This window comes from Dietzia sp. SL131 (assembly GCF_026672565.1).
Taxonomy (GTDB): Bacteria; Actinomycetota; Actinomycetes; order Mycobacteriales; family Mycobacteriaceae; genus Dietzia; species Dietzia kunjamensis.
Genome location: NZ_JAPPRI010000003.1, coordinates 1,006,779 through 1,022,818 on the forward strand (window position 1 = coordinate 1,006,779; position 16,040 = coordinate 1,022,818).

Consider the following 16,040-nt stretch of genomic DNA (forward strand, 5'->3'; position numbering starts at 1 on the left):
CGCGCGGGCGGCGTCCACCGTGACGTCGTCTCAGCGCGTCCGCAGCACCGCGAAGCCGAACGCCTGGCAGAACACCGAGTCGTCGTCGGCGACCGCCCCCGAGGCGAACACCGCCTCGCCGGTCAGCGGGACCCGCGACGGCTCGGTGCCCAGGTTCACCACCAGCGCCAGCGCCCCGCGGTGGACCACGAGCCAGCGGTTGTCGTCGGCCTCCACGCCGCAGTCCACCCGGACCGAGCCCAGCCACGGGTCGCTGAGCTCCGGCTCGGACTTCCGCAGGGCGATCAGCGCCCGGTAGGTCCGCAGAATCTCGGCGTGCTCATCGGCCGCCTGCTCCGTGCGGTCGAGCACCGAGCGACGGAACGTCTCCGGATCCTGCGGGTCCGCCACCGTGTCCGGATCCCAGCCCATCGCCGCGAACTCGCGGGTCCGACCCTCACGCACAGCCTCGGCCAGCTCCGGCTCGGGATGCGAGGTGAAGAAGCAGAACGGCGTCCGCGCGCCCCACTCCTCGCCCTGGAACAGCATCGGGGTGAACGGCGAGCACAGGATGATCGCCGCTTTCGCCAGCTGCTGCTGCGGCGTGAGGTTCATCGACGGCCGGTCGCCGGCCGCGCGATTGCCCACCTGGTCGTGCGTCAGCGTGTAGGCCACGAACCGCGACCCCGGCACCCGGCCCACGTCCAGCGGCCGCCCGTGCACGCGCCCGCGGAACGTCGAGAACGTCCCCGCGTGCAGGAACGCACCCGTGAGCACCTGTCGCAGCGACTCGAGCGACCCGAAGTCCGCGTAGTAGCCCTGCCGTTCCCCCGAGACGGCGGCGTGGACGGCGTGGTGCACGTCGTCGTCCCACTGCCCGTCCAGTCCGAGGCCGCCACCCTCACGCGCGGTGACCGTCCGCGGATCGTTCTGATCCGACTCGGCGATGAGCGAGAGCGGCCGCCCGAGATGGGTGGCCAGCGACTCCACCTCCACCGTCAACTGCTCCAGCAGATGCACGGCCGAGGCGTCGTGCAACGCGTGCACCGCATCCAGCCGCAGCGCGTCCACGTGGAACTCGTCGAACCAGCGCAGCGCGTTGTCGATGATGTGGCGCCGCACCTCGCCCGAGTGCTCACCATCCAGGTTGAGCCCCGACCCCCACGGACCGTCCGCGGCCGACAGGTACGGCCCGAACTCCGGCAGGTAGTTCCCGGACGGGCCCAGGTGGTTGTAGACCACGTCCAGACACACCGCGAGCCCGCGAGTATGGCAGGCGTCGACGAACTCCTGGAACGCGTCCGGCCCGCCGTACGGCTCGTGCACCGCGAACCACGCCACCCCGTCGTAGCCCCAGCCGTACTCGCCGTTGAACGCATTGAGCGGCATCACCTCGACCATGTCCACGCCCAGCTCGGCCAGCTCATCGAGGTGCTCGATCGCGCTGGTCAGCGTCCCGCCGGCCGAGAACGTGCCCACGTGCATCTCGTAGATCACCGATCCGGCCAGCTGCCGTCCCGTCCACGCCTGGTCCGTCCAGCGGGACTCCTCGAGGCGGTGCACCCGCGACAGTCCGTGGACCCCGTTCGGCTGACGCGGCGACCGCGGGTCGGGCCGCGGCGGGCTGACCTCGTCGTCGTCGCCGGTCACCACGAACCCGTAGTCCCTGCCCAGCTCCCGGGGGATGCCGGACGTCCACCAGCCGCCCGGGGCGCGGCGCATCGGGACCGGGTCGGTGTCGGGGGAGTCCAGCACCAACCCCACCGCGCGGGCCCCGGGCGCCCAGACGGAGAACATCTCGTCGCGCGGGTCGGCGGCGGGGACGGTCGTGGCGGGCGCGCTCGTGTCGGGCGGGGTCGCTTGGCTCGGTGAGGTCACACCGCCCAGCGTAGGGAAAACGCGCCGCTGCGGGGAGGGGCGAACGACGCCCGCAGGCCGAACTGCGCCCCTCGACGACCGACGGCGATACTGGGGCCATGACAGACTCCCCGTCCCGCGTGCTCCGGCTCACCGCCGGACCGGACGTGACGGGCGAGTACGAGGAGAAACGCTCCAGGTTCGCGGCCGTGCTGAGACGGTGCGACGACGAGGAGGACGCCCGCGCCCTGATCGCCGAACTCCGGGCGGCGCACCCGGCGGCTCGCCACCACTGCAGTGCCTTCATCGTGGACGCTCCCGGGGCCAGCCGAATCGAGCGGTCAAGCGACGACGGTGAACCCTCCGGCACCGCCGGCACCCCCATGCTGGACTTGCTGCGGGGAAGTGGCCTGACCGGGGTGTGCGCGGTGGTCGTGCGGTGGTTCGGCGGCACCAAGCTGGGCACCGGCGGGCTGGCGCGGGCCTACTCGGCGGCGGTGTCCGGGGCGGTCGACGCCGCGTGGCGGACTGGTCGCGTCGCGGAGGTGACCCGCACCCCCGCGTGGACCGCCGAGGTCGACCACTCCGTGGCCGGTGGTCTCGAGGGGGCGCTGCGCTCGGTCGGTGCCCGGGTGATGGACGTCGACTACGGCCGGCGCGTGCGGTTGACCGTCGCCGGCGAACTGGACGTGGTCGGGCCGATCCTGGCCGCCCGCACCTCCGGCGGGGTCGAGTGGGAGTCCACAGGGGTGGCCACCACCGAGAACGCGGCCGTTCGCCGGGATATGGAATCCTGACTATATGAGCATGCAGCCCTACCAGCCGAACTCGATCGAGCAGCAGAAGCAGCAGGTGCGTAAGGATGCGCGCACCACCGCTATCGCTCTGGGCGTGACGGCCGTGTCGCTGCCGATCGCGCTGTTCGCGAGCTCGTTCTTCACCGTGGTGGCGATCCTCGCCGCCATCGTGGCGATCTACAACGGCAACAAGGTCCGCAAGGCCATCTCCGGCAAGCCCGACCAGAAGCGCGAGCTGTACTGACGCCAGCCGTGCTGATCCGGCTGCGGCCCGGGTGGGCGCAGTCGCGGCGACGGCACAGTCGAGCCCGCAACAGGCGAGCCCGGATCAGGCGAGCCCGCCGCAGCCGAGCCCGGATCAACCGTGGCGGCGCACCACGTCGGACAGGTCGGCGCGCTCGGCCCGGAACGTGTTGGCAGGGTGGTCCGCGTCGGCGAAGCCGAATGCGATCCCACAGACGATGAGGCGGTCCTCGGGGATCTGCAGGTGCTCGCGGACCGCATCCGAGTACAGAGCGATCGCTGCCTGGGCGCATGTGGCGACGCCCAGCGACGTGGCGGCCGCCAGGAACGTCGACACGTAACCACCGCAGTCCACCGCCCCGTACGTGCCGAGGCCCGCGTCAGAGGTGATCACCGCGACGTGCGGGGCGCCGAAGAAGCGGTAGTTCTCCAGCATCTGACGCAGCCGGGCGTCCGTGTCCGACCGCTCGATGCCGAGCGCCGAGTAGAGCCCGAAGCCGCTCGCCCGGCGGCGGTCGCCATACACACCGTCATACCGCTCCGGGGCGGGAAAATCCGAGCGCATGTCGTTGGAGAGCACATGGTCGGTGAGATGCTTGCCGAACGCCGCCGTGGCCCGTCCCGTCACCAGCTCCACCTGCCAGGCCTGCGAGTTGCACCACGATGCGGTGCGCTGGGCCATGCGGAAGATCCGGTCGATCGTCTCCTCCGGGACCGGCTCGGAGGTGAATCCCCGGCAGCTGTAGCGGTCGTCGAGGAGTTGCTCCAGCGTGGCGGCGGCGTCGGTCATGGGCCCTCCAGGGGAACTCGTTCCAAAGTGTGAGCCCAGTCTCGCACGGGCCCCAGGCGGGCTTGGCAGGGGCTGTAGCCGCCAGCGCTGCCACCGCCGCCTCGCCAGCCCCACCCGCACCTGCACCTCCCCGCCGCCGCCGAGCACAACCAGAGCCACGGGACCAGGGGACCATCGACTGACCTGTGTGATTCTGCCGGACCCGAGGGATTCCGCAGGTGAAACGGAATCGGACAGGTCAAGATGCGTCGCCCGCGCTCTCGGAAGGCGCCGCTCGCAGGGCGGGGGTCCAACGGGAGCGGCGGTCCCCGTTATCCACAACCGCTGCCGCCTCCACAGGCGAGCAGGAATCAGGCGTCCGGACCCCGGTCCAGCGCGGTGACTCGGTGATCATCAGCGTGTGCACGAGATCAGCGAACTCCGTCAGATGGTGATGACGACCGACGAATTACTCGGCCGGGGCATCTCCAGCCAGTCGCTCAGCCGTTCGGTGGCCTCCGGAGAACTGGTCAGGCTGCGCCCCGGGTTCTATGTGGAGGGCACCGCCAAGGAGCTGCCCCGGGAGTCCCGTCACCTGCTGGCGGTGTTGGCGGCGGATGCCGCCCTGGACTCGCCCGTGTTCTCCCACTCGTCTGCCGCTCTGGTGCACGGGTTGCCTGGATGGGGTCTGCCACTGCGGCGGGTCACCACCTCGGCTCCGGGTGACAAGGGCCGCAGCCGTACGTCGCGTCTGGTCACGCACCACACGGGAAGGCTCGACGACGAGGACGTCACCAGAATCGACGGGCTGCATGTGACGACCGCGCCGAGGACTCTGGTGGATGTCGCGCTGTCGACGGGAAGGGACGCTGCGGTGTCGGTCGCGGACGCCGCCGGGCACCGTGGACTTGTCACCGACCCGGATGTGGAACTCGCGTTGCAGCAGGCCTCGGGACGAATGGGGGTCAAGAGAGCTCGGGCGGCGTTGAGCCTGGTCGACAGTCGGAGTGAGAGCGTGGCGGAGACGCTGAGCCGTCTGACGTTCCTCGATCACGGGCTGCCCACGCCGGAGACCCAGGCGAACATATTCGACACCCACGGCAATCGCATCGCCCGGGTGGACTTCTTGTGGCGTGAGTTCGGGGTGATCGGGGAATGCGATGGTTTCGGCAAGTACTTCGACGGTGCGGACGGGCCCGAACTCAGACGCCGACTCGCGCGCGAGAAAGACCGCGACGCCGAGTTGCTGGCCCTCGGCTATCGGGTCCTGCACTGGCGGTGGGCGGGTCTTGAGCAACCGCGCCTTCTCGCCGAGCGGATTCGGAGAGTCCTCTACCCGGCCGCCGCGTGAGCCGAGGACACGCGGAGTGAACCGGGGAATCACGGAGCGGCCCTGCCTCGGCCAGCCCCACCCCTCTCACCCGCCCGGCCCTTCGCGACAAGCCATCCCGACTGACCTGTGTGCTTCAGCCTGACCCGTGGGGCCCCGCAGGTGAGTCGGAATCCGACAGGTCAGGTTGCGGGCACGTCGCGGTTATCCTCGGGCCATGAGTGTTCGGGTGGACGCGTGGACCTGGTCGGTGCGGTTGTTCCCGTCGCGGACCAAGGCGGCGGCCGCCTGCCGCGGTGGGCACATCAAGGTCAACGGCGAGGCGGTGCAGCCGTCGAAGCCCGTCGTTCCCGGCGACCGCGTGCAGGTCACCGGCGCACTGGGGCGGGTCCGCATCCTCGAGGTGGTGACGACCATCAACAAGCGGGTCGGTGCGCCGGTGGCCGCGACCTGCTACATCGATCACTCGCCCCCGCCGCCGCCCAAGGAGGTCCTGGCCTCCCAGCCGCGGCGGGAGCGGGGAGCCGGGCGGCCCACCAAGCGGGAGCGCCGCGAGACCGACCGACTGCTGGGCCGCGACTGAGGGCCCCGCGACTGAGGCCCCCGTGCCGCCGCGCCGCCGCGCCGCCGCGCCCCCGCCGGTCAGCCGCCCTCGCGGACGATCACCACGACCGCCGACTCACTCAGCAGCTCGCCGAGATCGACGCGGCCCGAGAGCGGCGTCCCGTCCGGGCGGACCGCCCAGGTCCCCTGCGGTAGCAGCACCACGGTCCCGGTGATCTCCTCGGCGGGCAGCACCGCGGTTCGCCGCCGCGCGATCATCCCGACCGTCGGCCGGCCGTCGACGGACCGGGTGAACGCCACCACGTCCGAGGCGGCCGGACCCTGCACGGGCAGCGGCACGTACGCCCCGCCGGTCAGGGCCTCCGGGTGCGCCCGCCGCAAACGCAGCAGCTCGCGGACCAGCATGAACTTCGGGTGTCCCGCACGGGCGACGGCGCCGGAGCGCAGCGGCCCGTAGTCCACGAACCGGCGGTTGTCCGGGTCGACGAGCGAGTCCTCCCACACCTCCGTGCCCTGGTAGACGTCCGGGATGCCGGGGCCGAGCAACTGCACGGCCTTGGCGACCAGCGAGTTGTCGCGGCCGGCCGGGGCGATGCGCTCGACGAACGGCCCCAGCAGCCCGCCGCCGGAGTCGATCAGCGTGTCGATCCACCGGTGCACACCGGACTCGAAGTCGGCGTCCTGATCGGTCCAGGTGGTGTGCACGGCGGCCTCACGCACGGCCTTGTCGGCGTAGTCGTGCAGGCGCGACCGCAGGTCGTCTGTGGGCCCGCCCAGCTCGGGCCAGACGCCCACGATCACCTGGAGGAGGAAGTAGCCCGCGTCCTCGGCGGGCGGCGGGAACTCGTCGAACACGCGCGTGACGAGGTCGGCCCACTCCTCGGGGAGCTGCGAGAGCACCGAGATCCGGGCGCGGACGTCCTCTCCGCGCTTGGTGTCGTGGGTGCTCAGCGCCGTCATCGCCAGCGGGGTGGAGCGGGCCCGTTCGGCCATGGCGAGGTGGAACGCCTCGACGGGCATCCCCATCCGGCCGGGCGAGCCGCCGACCTCGTTGAGCGAGACCAGTCGCGCGAGCCGGTAGAACAGCCGGTCCTCCTCGGCCTTGGCGGTGGCGGCGCCGGTGACCTGCGCGAGCCGGGTCGAGGCCTCGCCGCCGCGGGCCAGTGCTGCGGCGACGAGCCCCAGGGCGGGCACCAGTTCGGGCCGGTCGCGGCGCAGTCCCCCCAGGATCGTGGGCAGGGTGCCGCGCAGGACGGGGTAGTCGGCCCGGTAGTACGGCGTGCGCGCGACGACGGAGATCAGCGTCTCCCGGAGGGCGGCCTCGTCGACGTCGTCGCTCGCCGGGCCGTCCAACCCGACCGCCACCTCGCGACGAACCGCGCGCGCCAACCTCGCGAGCTCGGGCGCCAGATCCTCCGCCACGATCTGCCGTTTGAGTTCGGCCGACTGCGCGTGGACCTGCTCCTCGTCGCCGGGGTCGCCGGTGTAGCGCCGGGCGAGCTCGGACAGCCGGGCCTCGCCGGAGGCGTCGACGAGCAGCTGATCGATGAACCGCAGGGCGTCGTAGCCGGTGGTGCCGTCGACGGGCATGGCGGGTTCGAGGACCTCGGGTGGGGTCGATTCGGTACCGGGCGCGAGGATCTTCTCGACCAGCAGGACGCGGTCGTCGCCGGCGAGTGCCCGCAGCCGTCGCGCGTACCCGACCGGGTCGGACAGTCCGTCGGGGTGATCGACGCGGATGGCGTCGACGAGGTCCTCCTCGCACCAGCGCCGCACCTCGGCGTGTGTGGCCTCGAAGACCTCGGGGTCCTCCTGGCGCAGCCCGGCGAGCCCGGTGACGGTGAAGAACCGCCGGTAGCCCAGCAGCGGCTCGCGCCAGTGGACGAGCCGGTAGTGCTGGCGGTCGTGGACCTCGCGGGCGGTGCCGTCCCCGGTGCCGGGGGCCACCGGGAACCGGTGGTCGTAGAAGTGCAGCTCGGCCTCGCCGGAGGGCGAGTCTCCGGGGGCGACGACGACGAGGTCCGCCACATCGTCCGGTGTCCCCAGGACGGGGATCGCGATCCTGCCGTCGGCCCCGTTCGCCTCCTCGGTGTCGAAGTCGAAGAACGAGAAGTGCGGCGAGTCGGGGCCCCGCTTCAGCGCGTCCCACCACCACGGGTTGGCGGCCGGCTCGTCCACACCGAGGTGGTTCGGGACGATGTCCACCACCAGGCCCAGCTCGTGGGCCCGGCACGCCGCGCGAAGGGAGCGCAGTGCGTCGATCCCGCCGAGTTCGGCCGAGACGGTGGTGGGGTCCACGACGTCGTAGCCGTGGGTGGAGCCGGGAGTGGCGGTCATGACGGGCGAGAGGTACACCGCGCCCACGCCGAGGTCGGCCAGGTAGGGCACGAGCTCCTCGGCGTCGGCCAGGGTGAAGCCTCGGCCGTCGGGGTCCGAGGCGGGGGTGCGCAGCTGGAGGCGGTAGGTGCTCGCCAGCGCGGCGCCCCGGCTCGGCCCGGCCCCGGCCCCGGCCCCGGTCCCTGTCTCGTCCTCGGCGGCCATGCTCAGCTGACCTTGCGCAGCACGATCGTGCCGCGGTCGGCCACGGTGATGGTGCCGTCCGAGCTTAACTCGTCCGCGCGCTCCTCGAGATGGTCGGCGGTGTCCAGGACGACCTCCCACTTCTCGGCGTAGTCGGCGCCGAGCAGGGAGAACTCGATGGGCTCGTGGTGGGCGTTGAACAGCATGAGGAACGAATCGTCCACGATCCGCTGACCGCGCACGTCCGGCTCGTGGATCCCCTCACCGTTGAGGTACACGGCCATGGACTTTCCGAACCCGGAGTCCCAGTCCTTACTGGTCATCTCCGAGCCCTCCGGGGTGAACCACCCGATGTCCTGCGGTTCCTCCTCACCCCGCAGCGGGGAGCCGAAGAACCGGCGGCGACGGAACACGGGGTGGTCCTTGCGCAGCTGGACCAGGTTCCGGGTGAAATCCAGGAGGTCCTGCTTCTCTTCGTCCAGGTCCCAGTCCATCCACGAGATCTCGTTGTCCTGGCAGTAGACGTTGTTGTTGCCGCCCTGGGTGCGGGCGATCTCGTCGCCGTGGGCGATCATCGGCGTGCCCTGCGACAGGATCAACGTGGTGAGGAGGTTGCGCCGCTGGCGGTGGCGCAGCTGGATGATCTCGGGGTCGTCGGTGGGGCCCTCGACCCCGCAGTTCCAGGAGCGGTTGTGGCTCTCGCCGTCGTTGCCGTCCTCACCGTTGGCGTCGTTGTGCTTCTCGTTGTAGCTCACCAGGTCGTTGAGCGTGAACCCGTCGTGGGCGGTGACGAAGTTGATCGACGCGTTGGGACGACGACCGGTGTGCTCGTACAGGTCCGAGGACCCTGTCAGGCGCGAGGCGAACTCGCCCAGGGTCGCGGGCTCGCCGCGCCAGAAGTCGCGCACGGTGTCGCGGAACTGGCCGTTCCACTCGGTCCACAGCGGTGGGAAGTTGCCCACCTGGTAGCCGCCCTCGCCGACGTCCCAGGGTTCGGCGATGAGCTTGACCTGGCTGACGATGGGGTCCTGCTGGACGAGGTCGAAGAACGAGGACAGCCGGTCGACGTCGTGCAGGCCGCGCGCCAGGGCGGAGGCGAGGTCGAAGCGGAACCCGTCGACGTGCATGTCGAGGATCCAGTAGCGCAGCGAGTCCATGATGAGCTGCAGGGAGTGCGGGTGCCGGACGTTGAGCGTGTTCCCGGTGCCCGTGTAGTCCATGTAGTGCTGCTCGTCGCCCTCGACCAGCCGGTAGTAGGCCTGGTTGTCGATACCGCGGAAGCCGATGGTGGGGCCCATGTGGTTGCCCTCGGCGGTGTGGTTGTAGACCACGTCGAGGATCACCTCGATATCGGCTTCGTGGAACGCCTTGACCATGGCCTTGAACTCGCTGACCGCGTCGCCGGGCCGGTCGGAGAACGCGTACTCGTTGTGGGGCGCCAGGAACCCGAAGCTGTTGTAGCCCCAGTAGTTGCGCAGGCCCATGTCGATGAGTCGTTGGTCCTGCATGAACTGGTGCACCGGCATGAGTTCGATGGCGGTGACGCCCAGGTCGGTGAGGTAGTCGATGATCGCCGGGTGGGCCATCCCCGCGTAGGTGCCGCGCATCTCGGCGGGGATGTCCGGGTGCGTCGCGGTCATGCCCTTGACGTGCGCCTCGTAGATCACCGTGTTGTGGTACTCGTGCCCGGGGGCGCGGTCGTTGCCCCAGTCGAAGTACGGGTTGATCACGACGGTGGTCATGGTGTGCCCGAGGGAGTCGTCGGTGTTGCGCTCGTCCGGGTTGTCGAGGTCGTAACTGTGCAAACTCGGGTCCCCGTCGAAGGAGCCGTCGAAGGCCTTGCCGTACGGGTCCATGAGCAGCTTGGACGCGTCACACCGCAGCCCGTCGGAGGGTTCGTACGGACCGTGGACGCGGAACCCGTACCGCTGACCGGGCGTCACGCCGAACAGGTAGCAGTGCCAGATGTGGTAGTCGACCTCGACGAGCTCGATACGCTGTTCGCCGCCGTCGTCGTCGATCAGGCAGAGCTCCACGCGCTCGGCGACCTCTGAGAACAGGGAGAAGTTCGTGCCGGTGCCGTCGTAGGTGGCCCCCAGCGGGTAGGGGGTACCGGGCCAGGCTCGGATGAGCTCCGGGGCGGACTGCGTCTCGTCGTCTTGGGTCACCCGACCCAGGGTAGTGCCTGAGGGCCGTCCGGACGTGGCCGTGCAGGCGGAGGCGGGTCGTGGGCTCCGTCGGCCACCCGCAAGCAGGTCACCGCCGGCCGTTCACCGCCAGCTGTTCACCACCAGCCGGTCGCGGGCCCCAGCTGACGCGCCAGCTCCCCGGAGGCGGACCGGACCCACGAACCCGAGAGGTGGTGGGAGTCGTGGTAGACGATCACGTTGCCCACCACGGCGGGGCAGTCCTCGGGGTCGCACAGGCCGTCGGTGAGGTCGAGCAGCCGCACCGAGTCGAGGCCCGCGGCGGCGATCGCGGCGGGGTTGATCGGGGAGATGGAGCGCTCCCGCGGCATGCCGCACTCTTCCGGGGTGCCGCCGGCGCCGAGGCAGTCGCTGGCGCGGATGGGTCCGCGTCCCTGGTTGAGCCACGGGGTGTCGCGGATGGCGATGACGCCGATGCCCTGCTCGCCGAGCGCGCGCCACAGGTCGACGTATTGGCGGGGCGTGACGTCGGGGCCCACGACCCCGACCGGGCGGGTGGCCGTGGTGAACACGAAGTCGGGATCCAGTCCGACGAGGGCGGCGAGTGCCTCCGGGGTCCACTCCGCGCAGCTCTCGTACAGCGGTTCATCGCCGTCGGAGACCGAGGCGTCGAGCGTGAGGGGGCAGCCCATCTTGAGGACGGTGACCACCCGGAAGCCGTAATGCCGGCCGACCTCGTCGAGGCCGCTGATCCAGTGTTCGGCGTGCGACCCGCCCGTGAGCGCGATGGTGCGGGGGGAGGTGACGTCGCCGTACACGCACATCTCGACCTCCGTCGACTCGAAGGTCGAGATGCAGCCGTCCATGGTGCTGGCGGGGAGGTCATTGCCGACCTGGAGCAGGGAGGGTACGTAGGGGGCGTCGTCGGGTGCGGGGACGCCCTCGAAGAACGCCCGCGCTCCGGGGTGGTCCGGGTCGGTGAGGGAGTCGACGTACGGGACGGACGAACGGGAGCCGGAGGTGGCGCTCCACCAGCTGACGGTCCCCAGGCTGGCGACGACGGCGACGACGACGACGACGCTCGCCCCCACGAATCGCTTCTGCTCACGGGCCGAACGGGCCGGGCCGCCCCGCTGCCGGTCGCGTGCCGCCGCCGCCGGGGTGGTGCGTCCCCGCGCCCGGCTGGCCATGCGGAGCGGGCGCTCGACGTACTTCTCGGTGAGGAGCGCCAGCACGAGCGAGACGACGATGATGGTCAGGCCGGAGACCAGCGTGATCTCGGCTTCGCGGTCGTGGGACAGCCACAGGATGAGCAGCGGCCAGTGCCACAGGTACAGCGAATAGGAGATGTCGCCGAGCCGCCGGAACACCCGTCCGGACAGGAGCCAGGTGACGGGGTCCTTGGCCGGGGTGGCGCGCTGCCCGACCGGGAGGTTGCCGCCGAGGATGATGAGCAGGGCGCCGCCGATGGGGTACCAGGCGAGCGGGCCGGGGAAGTGGGCGGCGCCGTCGAAGAAGAAGCCGGTGCTCACCACCAGGAAGAGTCCGGCGACGGTGGTGAGCAGCCGCAGGGGCCACGGCAGGACGATTCCGGCCAGCAGGATGGCCACCAGGCCACCGATGAGCAGTTCCCACATGCGGGCGCCGGTGTCGTAGTAGTTCCACGCCTGATTGTCGGCCTGTCCGAGGACGGCCCACCACACTGAGGCGGCGGTGCCCGCGGCGACGATGCCCACGAGAAGCCATTTCGGAGTGCCCCTGCGGACGATCAGGCGCCAGAGGGCGGTCCCGCCCAGGATCACCGCCAGAGCGACCACATAGAACTGGCCCTGCACGGACATGGACCACAGGTGCTGCAGCGGGGAGATGGTCGCGTCGGCGGCGACGTAGTCGGACGCGGTCAGCGCCAGTTCCCAGTTCTGGTAGTACAGCAGCGAGGCGACGGTCTGCTCGAAGATCGTCGACCATTGGGTGGGCGGCTTGACGAGCACCGTGCCCAGCACGGTGGCGGCGATCGTCACCACCAGCGCCGGGTACAGCCTGCGGACAAGCCGCTTCAGGTGGGGAAGCGGGGAGAGCGGCGTGCCGGGGTCGCCGGCGCCGCGCAGGAGCGAGCCGAGGAAGAAGAAGCCGGACAGGGTGAGGAAGACGTCCACGCCGCCGGAGACGCGGCCCATCCAGATGTGGAAGACCACCACCAGCGCGATCGCGAGGCCACGCAACCCGTCGATGTCGTGTCGGTAGGCCATCTTCCCGCGGCGCCGCCCAGCGGGCGCGGGAGGAGAGATGGTGGCCACTGGCGGGTACTTCCTGACGTGTCGTCCGGTGGGTCGGTGGGGGCCCGGCCCGGCGTCCGGGCACCGTGCCGTACACCGGCGGAGCCGGGTCCGATTACACCACAACGGGTCGGCACCACCGGCGTTGGTACAGTCCGTGCGCATGACCAGCCCGTCGTCGACATCGTCGTCCCCGCCGTCGTCGACCACGGCCCCGCACCGCGGCGGTGCGGCCCGATTCGCGGCGTCGACCCTGCTCGGCGTGGTGGGCCCGTTCGTGGTCGCGCTGCTGCTGTGGATCGTCGCGGCGCCCCGGGCGGCGCTGTTGTCGGTGGGTGACGGCCGGGGGCTCCGGCTACCGGACTCGGGGGTGGACGGTGGCAGTCAGCTGCTCGTGTTCATCGTCCTGTCGGGGTTCGCGACCGTGTGTGCGGTCATGGTCCTGTGGCGGCGTCACACGCACCTGCGGCGGCCGGATGGCGTCCCGGCGCTCGTGCTGCTGCCGGGTGTGGCCTGCGCGATCGCGGCTGCGGCCGCGACGCCTCTGGCAGACGTGGTCGCGGCGCCCCCGGATGACGTCCCCTACGGCGAGGTGGTCCGGCAGGCTCCGGCGGTCGGGAGTCTGTTCTTCGACCGCATGGTCTTCGGCACGTCCGGCCCGTCATGGGACTGGTTCCCGCCGGGGCTCGACTGGGTGGTGTTCGGGGTGATGATCGCGGCGTTCACGGTGGCGGTGCTGGCGTACCTCGCAGACCCCGAGGCCCCCGTCAGCCCACCCCCGCCGGCGGCCGCAGCGTAGCGAACTGGTCGGTGATCCGGAGGCGCCGTTCGGCGAACGTGTACAGCGCCGCCGGCCGGCCGCCCGTGGGCCGGGGGGAGCGCTGCGTCCGCACCGCACGAGCTCACCGCGGCGGGTCAGGACGCGCTGGAGGTTGGTTGGGTCCACCGGGTGGCCGAGGGCGGCGCCGTAGAGCTGCGCGAGGTGCGACAGCGTGAACTCCATAGGCGCCAGGGCGAACCCCAGGGTGGAGTACGAGAGCTTGGCGGCGAGGCGTGCGCGGGCGCGGGCGACGATCTCGGCGTGGTCGTAGACGGTGTCGGGGAGATGGTCGACCCGGAACCAGGCGGTGTCGTCGGGGATGGCGGGATCCGCATCGCTGGGCAGGACACCGAGGAATCCGGAGGCGAACACGCGCCGGCCGGGTATGCGGGCGGGGTCCGAGAATTCCGCGACCGATTCCAGGTGGCTGAGCGAGCGCACGTCGACCTTCTCGGCGAGCTGCCGGGTGGCGGAGGCGGGCAGGTCCTCGTCGTCGCGGACCTCACCGCCGGGTAGCGCCCACCGGCCGGCGGCCGGCCCGAGCGAGTGCTGCCACAGCATCACGTGGAGCGCCGGTGCGGTGGAGCCGGGGGTCGGCCGGACCTGGGTCACCACGACGAGCACCTCGTGACCGGTGTTACACTGCATCATGTTTTCGATTGTAAGTCGAAAACGGGGCCGGTGGCGTATCGGCCCGGAGAAACGACCCGGGAGGGGGCAGCGATGAGCACTGCCACAGGACACGGCACCACGGTCGCGCCGCGGCCGGACACCACCGTCGGGCGGCTCGATTCGCCCCTGGCCGCGAGGATCCGCCATGACGGCTCGGTGTACACGGGTGTCGAGCCCGACGCGGAGTGGGCCGCCGAGATCCGCCGTCTCGCCGCCGAGCGCGACGCGGTGATCCTCGCCCACAACTACGAGGTCCCCGCCATCCAGGACATCGCCCACCACGTGGGGGACTCCCTGGCCCTGTCGCGCATCGCCGCGGAGGCCGAGCAGTCGACCATCATCTTCTGCGGCGTCCACTTCATGGCGGAGACCGCCAAGATCCTCTCCCCGGACAAGACCGTCCTCATCCCCGACGAGGCCGCGGGCTGCTCACTGGCCGATTCCATCACCGCCGAGCAGCTGGCGGAGTGGAAGTCCGAGCACCCGGACGCCGTGGTGGTCTCCTACGTCAACACGACCGCCGCGGTGAAGGCCCTCACCGACATCTGCTGCACGAGCTCCAACGCGGTGGAGGTGGTCGAGTCGATCGACCTGGACCGCGAGGTGCTGTTCCTTCCCGACCAGTTCCTCGGTGCGCACGTCCGGCGCAAGACGGGCCGCGAGAACGTGCTCGTGTGGGCGGGCGAGTGCCACGTCCACGCGGCGATCAACGGCGACCAGCTCACGGCCAAGTCGGAGGCCCACCCGGGCGCCGAGCTGTTCGTCCACCCCGAGTGCGGCTGCGCGACGAGCGCCCTGCACCTGGCCACCGAGGGTGCGGTCCCCGCCGATCAGGTCAAGATCCTGTCCACCGGCGGGATGGTCGACGCCGCCCGCGCCTCGGGTGCCAGCGAGGTCCTCGTGGCCACCGAGATCGGGATGATCCATCAGCTGCGCAAGGCCGCGCCGGAGATCGACTTCCTGCCGGTCAACGACCAGGCCAGCTGCCCCTACATGAAGATGATCACCCCGGCCGCGCTCCTGCGCGCCCTCGTCGAGGGTGCCGACGAGGTGCACGTCGATCCCGCGACGGCCGAGGCCGCGCGCGGGTCCGTCGAGCGGATGATCGCCATCGGCAACCCGGGGTCGGGGGAGTGAGCGGGGCTGCACCCGGGGTCGACGACGACGAGCACTTCGATCCGGACACCCGTGCCGACGCCCTGATCGCGGTCCGTCGTGCCCTCGAGGAGGACCTGCGATACGGCCCGGATGCCACGTCGCTGGCGACGGTGCCCGCGGACGCCCGTGCCACGGCCCGCCTCGCGACCCGCTCCGACGGCGTGGTGGCCGGGCTGCCGCTGATCGAGATGGTCCTGGCCGAGGTGCTCGGCCGGGCCGAGCCGGGGCGGGCGGATTTCTCGGTGACGCGCCACGCCCGCGACGGAGACCGCGTCTCGGCCGGCGACGTGGTGGCCGAGATCAGCGCCCCGACACTCGGTCTGCTCACCGCCGAGCGGACCCTGCTCAACCTCGTCTGTCACCTGTCGGGGGTGGCGACCGCGACCCGGGCGTGGGCCGACGAGCTCGCCGGCACGGACTGCGCCGTCCGCGACACCCGCAAGACCATGCCCGGCATGCGACTGCTGCAGAAGTACGCGGTGCGCTGCGGCGGCGGGGTCAACCACCGACTGGGCCTCGGCGACGCGGTGCTGGTCAAGGACAACCACGTGGTGGCCGCCGGCGGGGTGCTCCCGGCGTTGGCCGCGGTCCGCGAGCGCTTCCCCGACCTGCCCTGCGAGGTCGAGGTGGACTCCCTGGAGCAGCTCGACCAGATGTTGGACGCGGGCGTGGACCTGGTCCTGCTGGACAACTTCCCCGTCTGGCAGACCCAGATCGCGGTCCAGCGCCGCGACACGGTCGCACCGGGCACCCGCCTGGAGTCCAGCGGCGGGCTGACCCTCCATGCGGCCGCCGACTACGCCCGCTGCGGGGTGGAGTTCCTGGCCGTGGGGGGCCTGACCCACTCCGTCGCGGTGCTCGATCTGGGGCTGGACATGTGAGGTCCGCCCCACCGCCGCCTTCGGGCT

12 protein-coding genes and 1 pseudogene are annotated in these 16,040 nt (G+C 71.2%); 7 read left to right on the plus strand and 6 right to left on the minus strand.

The window, feature by feature from the left end:
- Nucleotides 1-30: 30 nt before the first annotated feature.
- On the minus strand, nt 31-1,776 hold the full coding sequence (treZ, locus tag OVA21_RS05525; RefSeq protein WP_268093114.1) for a malto-oligosyltrehalose trehalohydrolase: 1,746 nt from the start codon (nt 1,774-1,776) through the stop codon (nt 31-33).
- A 179-nt stretch (nt 1,777-1,955) separates the two neighbouring features.
- On the opposite strand from treZ, the gene OVA21_RS05530 reads away from it, so the two are divergent.
- The gene (locus OVA21_RS05530; RefSeq protein WP_268091964.1) at nt 1,956-2,633 is read left to right on the plus strand and encodes an IMPACT family protein; all 678 of its coding nucleotides are present in this window, start codon (nt 1,956-1,958) and stop codon (nt 2,631-2,633) included.
- A gap of 4 nt (nt 2,634-2,637) precedes the next feature.
- The gene (locus OVA21_RS05535) at nt 2,638-2,877 is read left to right on the plus strand and encodes a hypothetical protein (protein WP_067713823.1); all 240 of its coding nucleotides are present in this window, start codon (nt 2,638-2,640) and stop codon (nt 2,875-2,877) included.
- 114 nt (nt 2,878-2,991) lie between these two features.
- Here OVA21_RS05535 and OVA21_RS05540 read toward each other — a convergent pair whose 3' ends face one another.
- Nucleotides 2,992-3,666 carry a nitroreductase gene (locus tag OVA21_RS05540; protein ID WP_120285832.1) on the minus strand — a complete coding sequence of 225 codons (675 nt, stop codon included), beginning with the start codon at nt 3,664-3,666 and terminating at the stop codon, nt 2,992-2,994.
- A gap of 400 nt (nt 3,667-4,066) precedes the next feature.
- Here OVA21_RS05540 and OVA21_RS05545 point away from each other — a divergent pair, with 400 nt between their 5' ends.
- Both OVA21_RS05545 and OVA21_RS05550 read left to right on the plus strand, forming a co-directional pair.
- Nucleotides 4,067-4,996, plus strand: a complete 930-nt coding sequence (locus OVA21_RS05545; protein WP_268091965.1) for a type IV toxin-antitoxin system AbiEi family antitoxin domain-containing protein — start codon at nt 4,067-4,069, stop codon at nt 4,994-4,996.
- A gap of 196 nt (nt 4,997-5,192) precedes the next feature.
- The gene (locus tag OVA21_RS05550) at nt 5,193-5,558 is read left to right on the plus strand and encodes an RNA-binding S4 domain-containing protein (protein ID WP_119192930.1); all 366 of its coding nucleotides are present in this window, start codon (nt 5,193-5,195) and stop codon (nt 5,556-5,558) included.
- 59 nt (nt 5,559-5,617) lie between these two features.
- Here the strand turns inward: OVA21_RS05550 and treY are convergent, their stop codons facing one another.
- From treY to OVA21_RS05565, 3 genes are all read right to left on the minus strand, one after another.
- The gene (gene treY / locus OVA21_RS05555) at nt 5,618-8,080 is read right to left on the minus strand and encodes a malto-oligosyltrehalose synthase (protein ID WP_268091966.1); all 2,463 of its coding nucleotides are present in this window, start codon (nt 8,078-8,080) and stop codon (nt 5,618-5,620) included.
- A 2-nt stretch (nt 8,081-8,082) separates the two neighbouring features.
- On the minus strand, nt 8,083-10,227 hold the full coding sequence (gene glgX / locus OVA21_RS05560; protein ID WP_268091967.1) for a glycogen debranching protein GlgX: 2,145 nt from the start codon (nt 10,225-10,227) through the stop codon (nt 8,083-8,085).
- Nucleotides 10,228-10,343: 116 nt separating this feature from the next.
- Nucleotides 10,344-12,455 (minus strand): acyltransferase family protein, encoded by a 2,112-nt coding sequence (locus tag OVA21_RS05565; RefSeq protein ID WP_268091968.1) that lies wholly within the window; start codon nt 12,453-12,455, stop codon nt 10,344-10,346.
- Between the two features lie 190 nt (nt 12,456-12,645).
- Between OVA21_RS05565 and OVA21_RS05570 the strand changes: the two genes are divergently transcribed.
- A complete protein-coding gene (locus OVA21_RS05570; RefSeq protein WP_268091969.1) occupies nt 12,646-13,281 on the plus strand; it encodes a hypothetical protein in 636 nt (211 codons plus the stop codon).
- Here the strand turns inward: OVA21_RS05570 and OVA21_RS05575 are convergent.
- Nucleotides 13,250-13,953, minus strand: a pseudogene (locus OVA21_RS05575) (NUDIX hydrolase). The gene OVA21_RS05570 and the pseudogene OVA21_RS05575 overlap by 32 nt on opposite strands.
- Nucleotides 13,954-14,025: 72 nt before the next feature.
- Here OVA21_RS05575 and nadA point away from each other — a divergent pair.
- Both nadA and nadC read left to right on the plus strand, forming a co-directional pair.
- Complete coding sequence (gene nadA / locus OVA21_RS05580; protein ID WP_268091970.1) at nt 14,026-15,111, plus strand: quinolinate synthase NadA; 1,086 nt, start codon at nt 14,026-14,028, stop codon at nt 15,109-15,111.
- A complete protein-coding gene (nadC, locus tag OVA21_RS05585) occupies nt 15,108-16,013 on the plus strand; it encodes a carboxylating nicotinate-nucleotide diphosphorylase (protein ID WP_268091971.1) in 906 nt (301 codons plus the stop codon). The genes nadA and nadC overlap by 4 nt, the downstream gene beginning before the upstream one ends.
- The last annotated feature ends 27 nt before the right edge of the window (nt 16,014-16,040 follow it).

Coding starts and splice junctions, on each gene's coding strand:
- treZ (WP_268093114.1), bottom strand. CDS start 1,776: ATGTTCTCCGTCTGGGCGCCCGGGGCCCGCGCGGTGGGGTTGGTGCTG.
- OVA21_RS05530 (WP_268091964.1), top strand. CDS start 1,956: ATGACAGACTCCCCGTCCCGCGTGCTCCGGCTCACCGCCGGACCGGAC.
- OVA21_RS05535 (WP_067713823.1), top strand. CDS start 2,638: ATGAGCATGCAGCCCTACCAGCCGAACTCGATCGAGCAGCAGAAGCAG.
- OVA21_RS05540 (WP_120285832.1), bottom strand. CDS start 3,666: ATGACCGACGCCGCCGCCACGCTGGAGCAACTCCTCGACGACCGCTAC.
- OVA21_RS05550 (WP_119192930.1), top strand. CDS start 5,193: ATGAGTGTTCGGGTGGACGCGTGGACCTGGTCGGTGCGGTTGTTCCCG.
- treY (WP_268091966.1), bottom strand. CDS start 8,080: ATGGCCGCCGAGGACGAGACAGGGACCGGGGCCGGGGCCGGGGCCGGG.
- OVA21_RS05565 (WP_268091968.1), bottom strand. CDS start 12,455: ATGGCCTACCGACACGACATCGACGGGTTGCGTGGCCTCGCGATCGCG.
- OVA21_RS05570 (WP_268091969.1), top strand. CDS start 12,646: ATGACCAGCCCGTCGTCGACATCGTCGTCCCCGCCGTCGTCGACCACG.
- nadA (WP_268091970.1), top strand. CDS start 14,026: ATGAGCACTGCCACAGGACACGGCACCACGGTCGCGCCGCGGCCGGAC.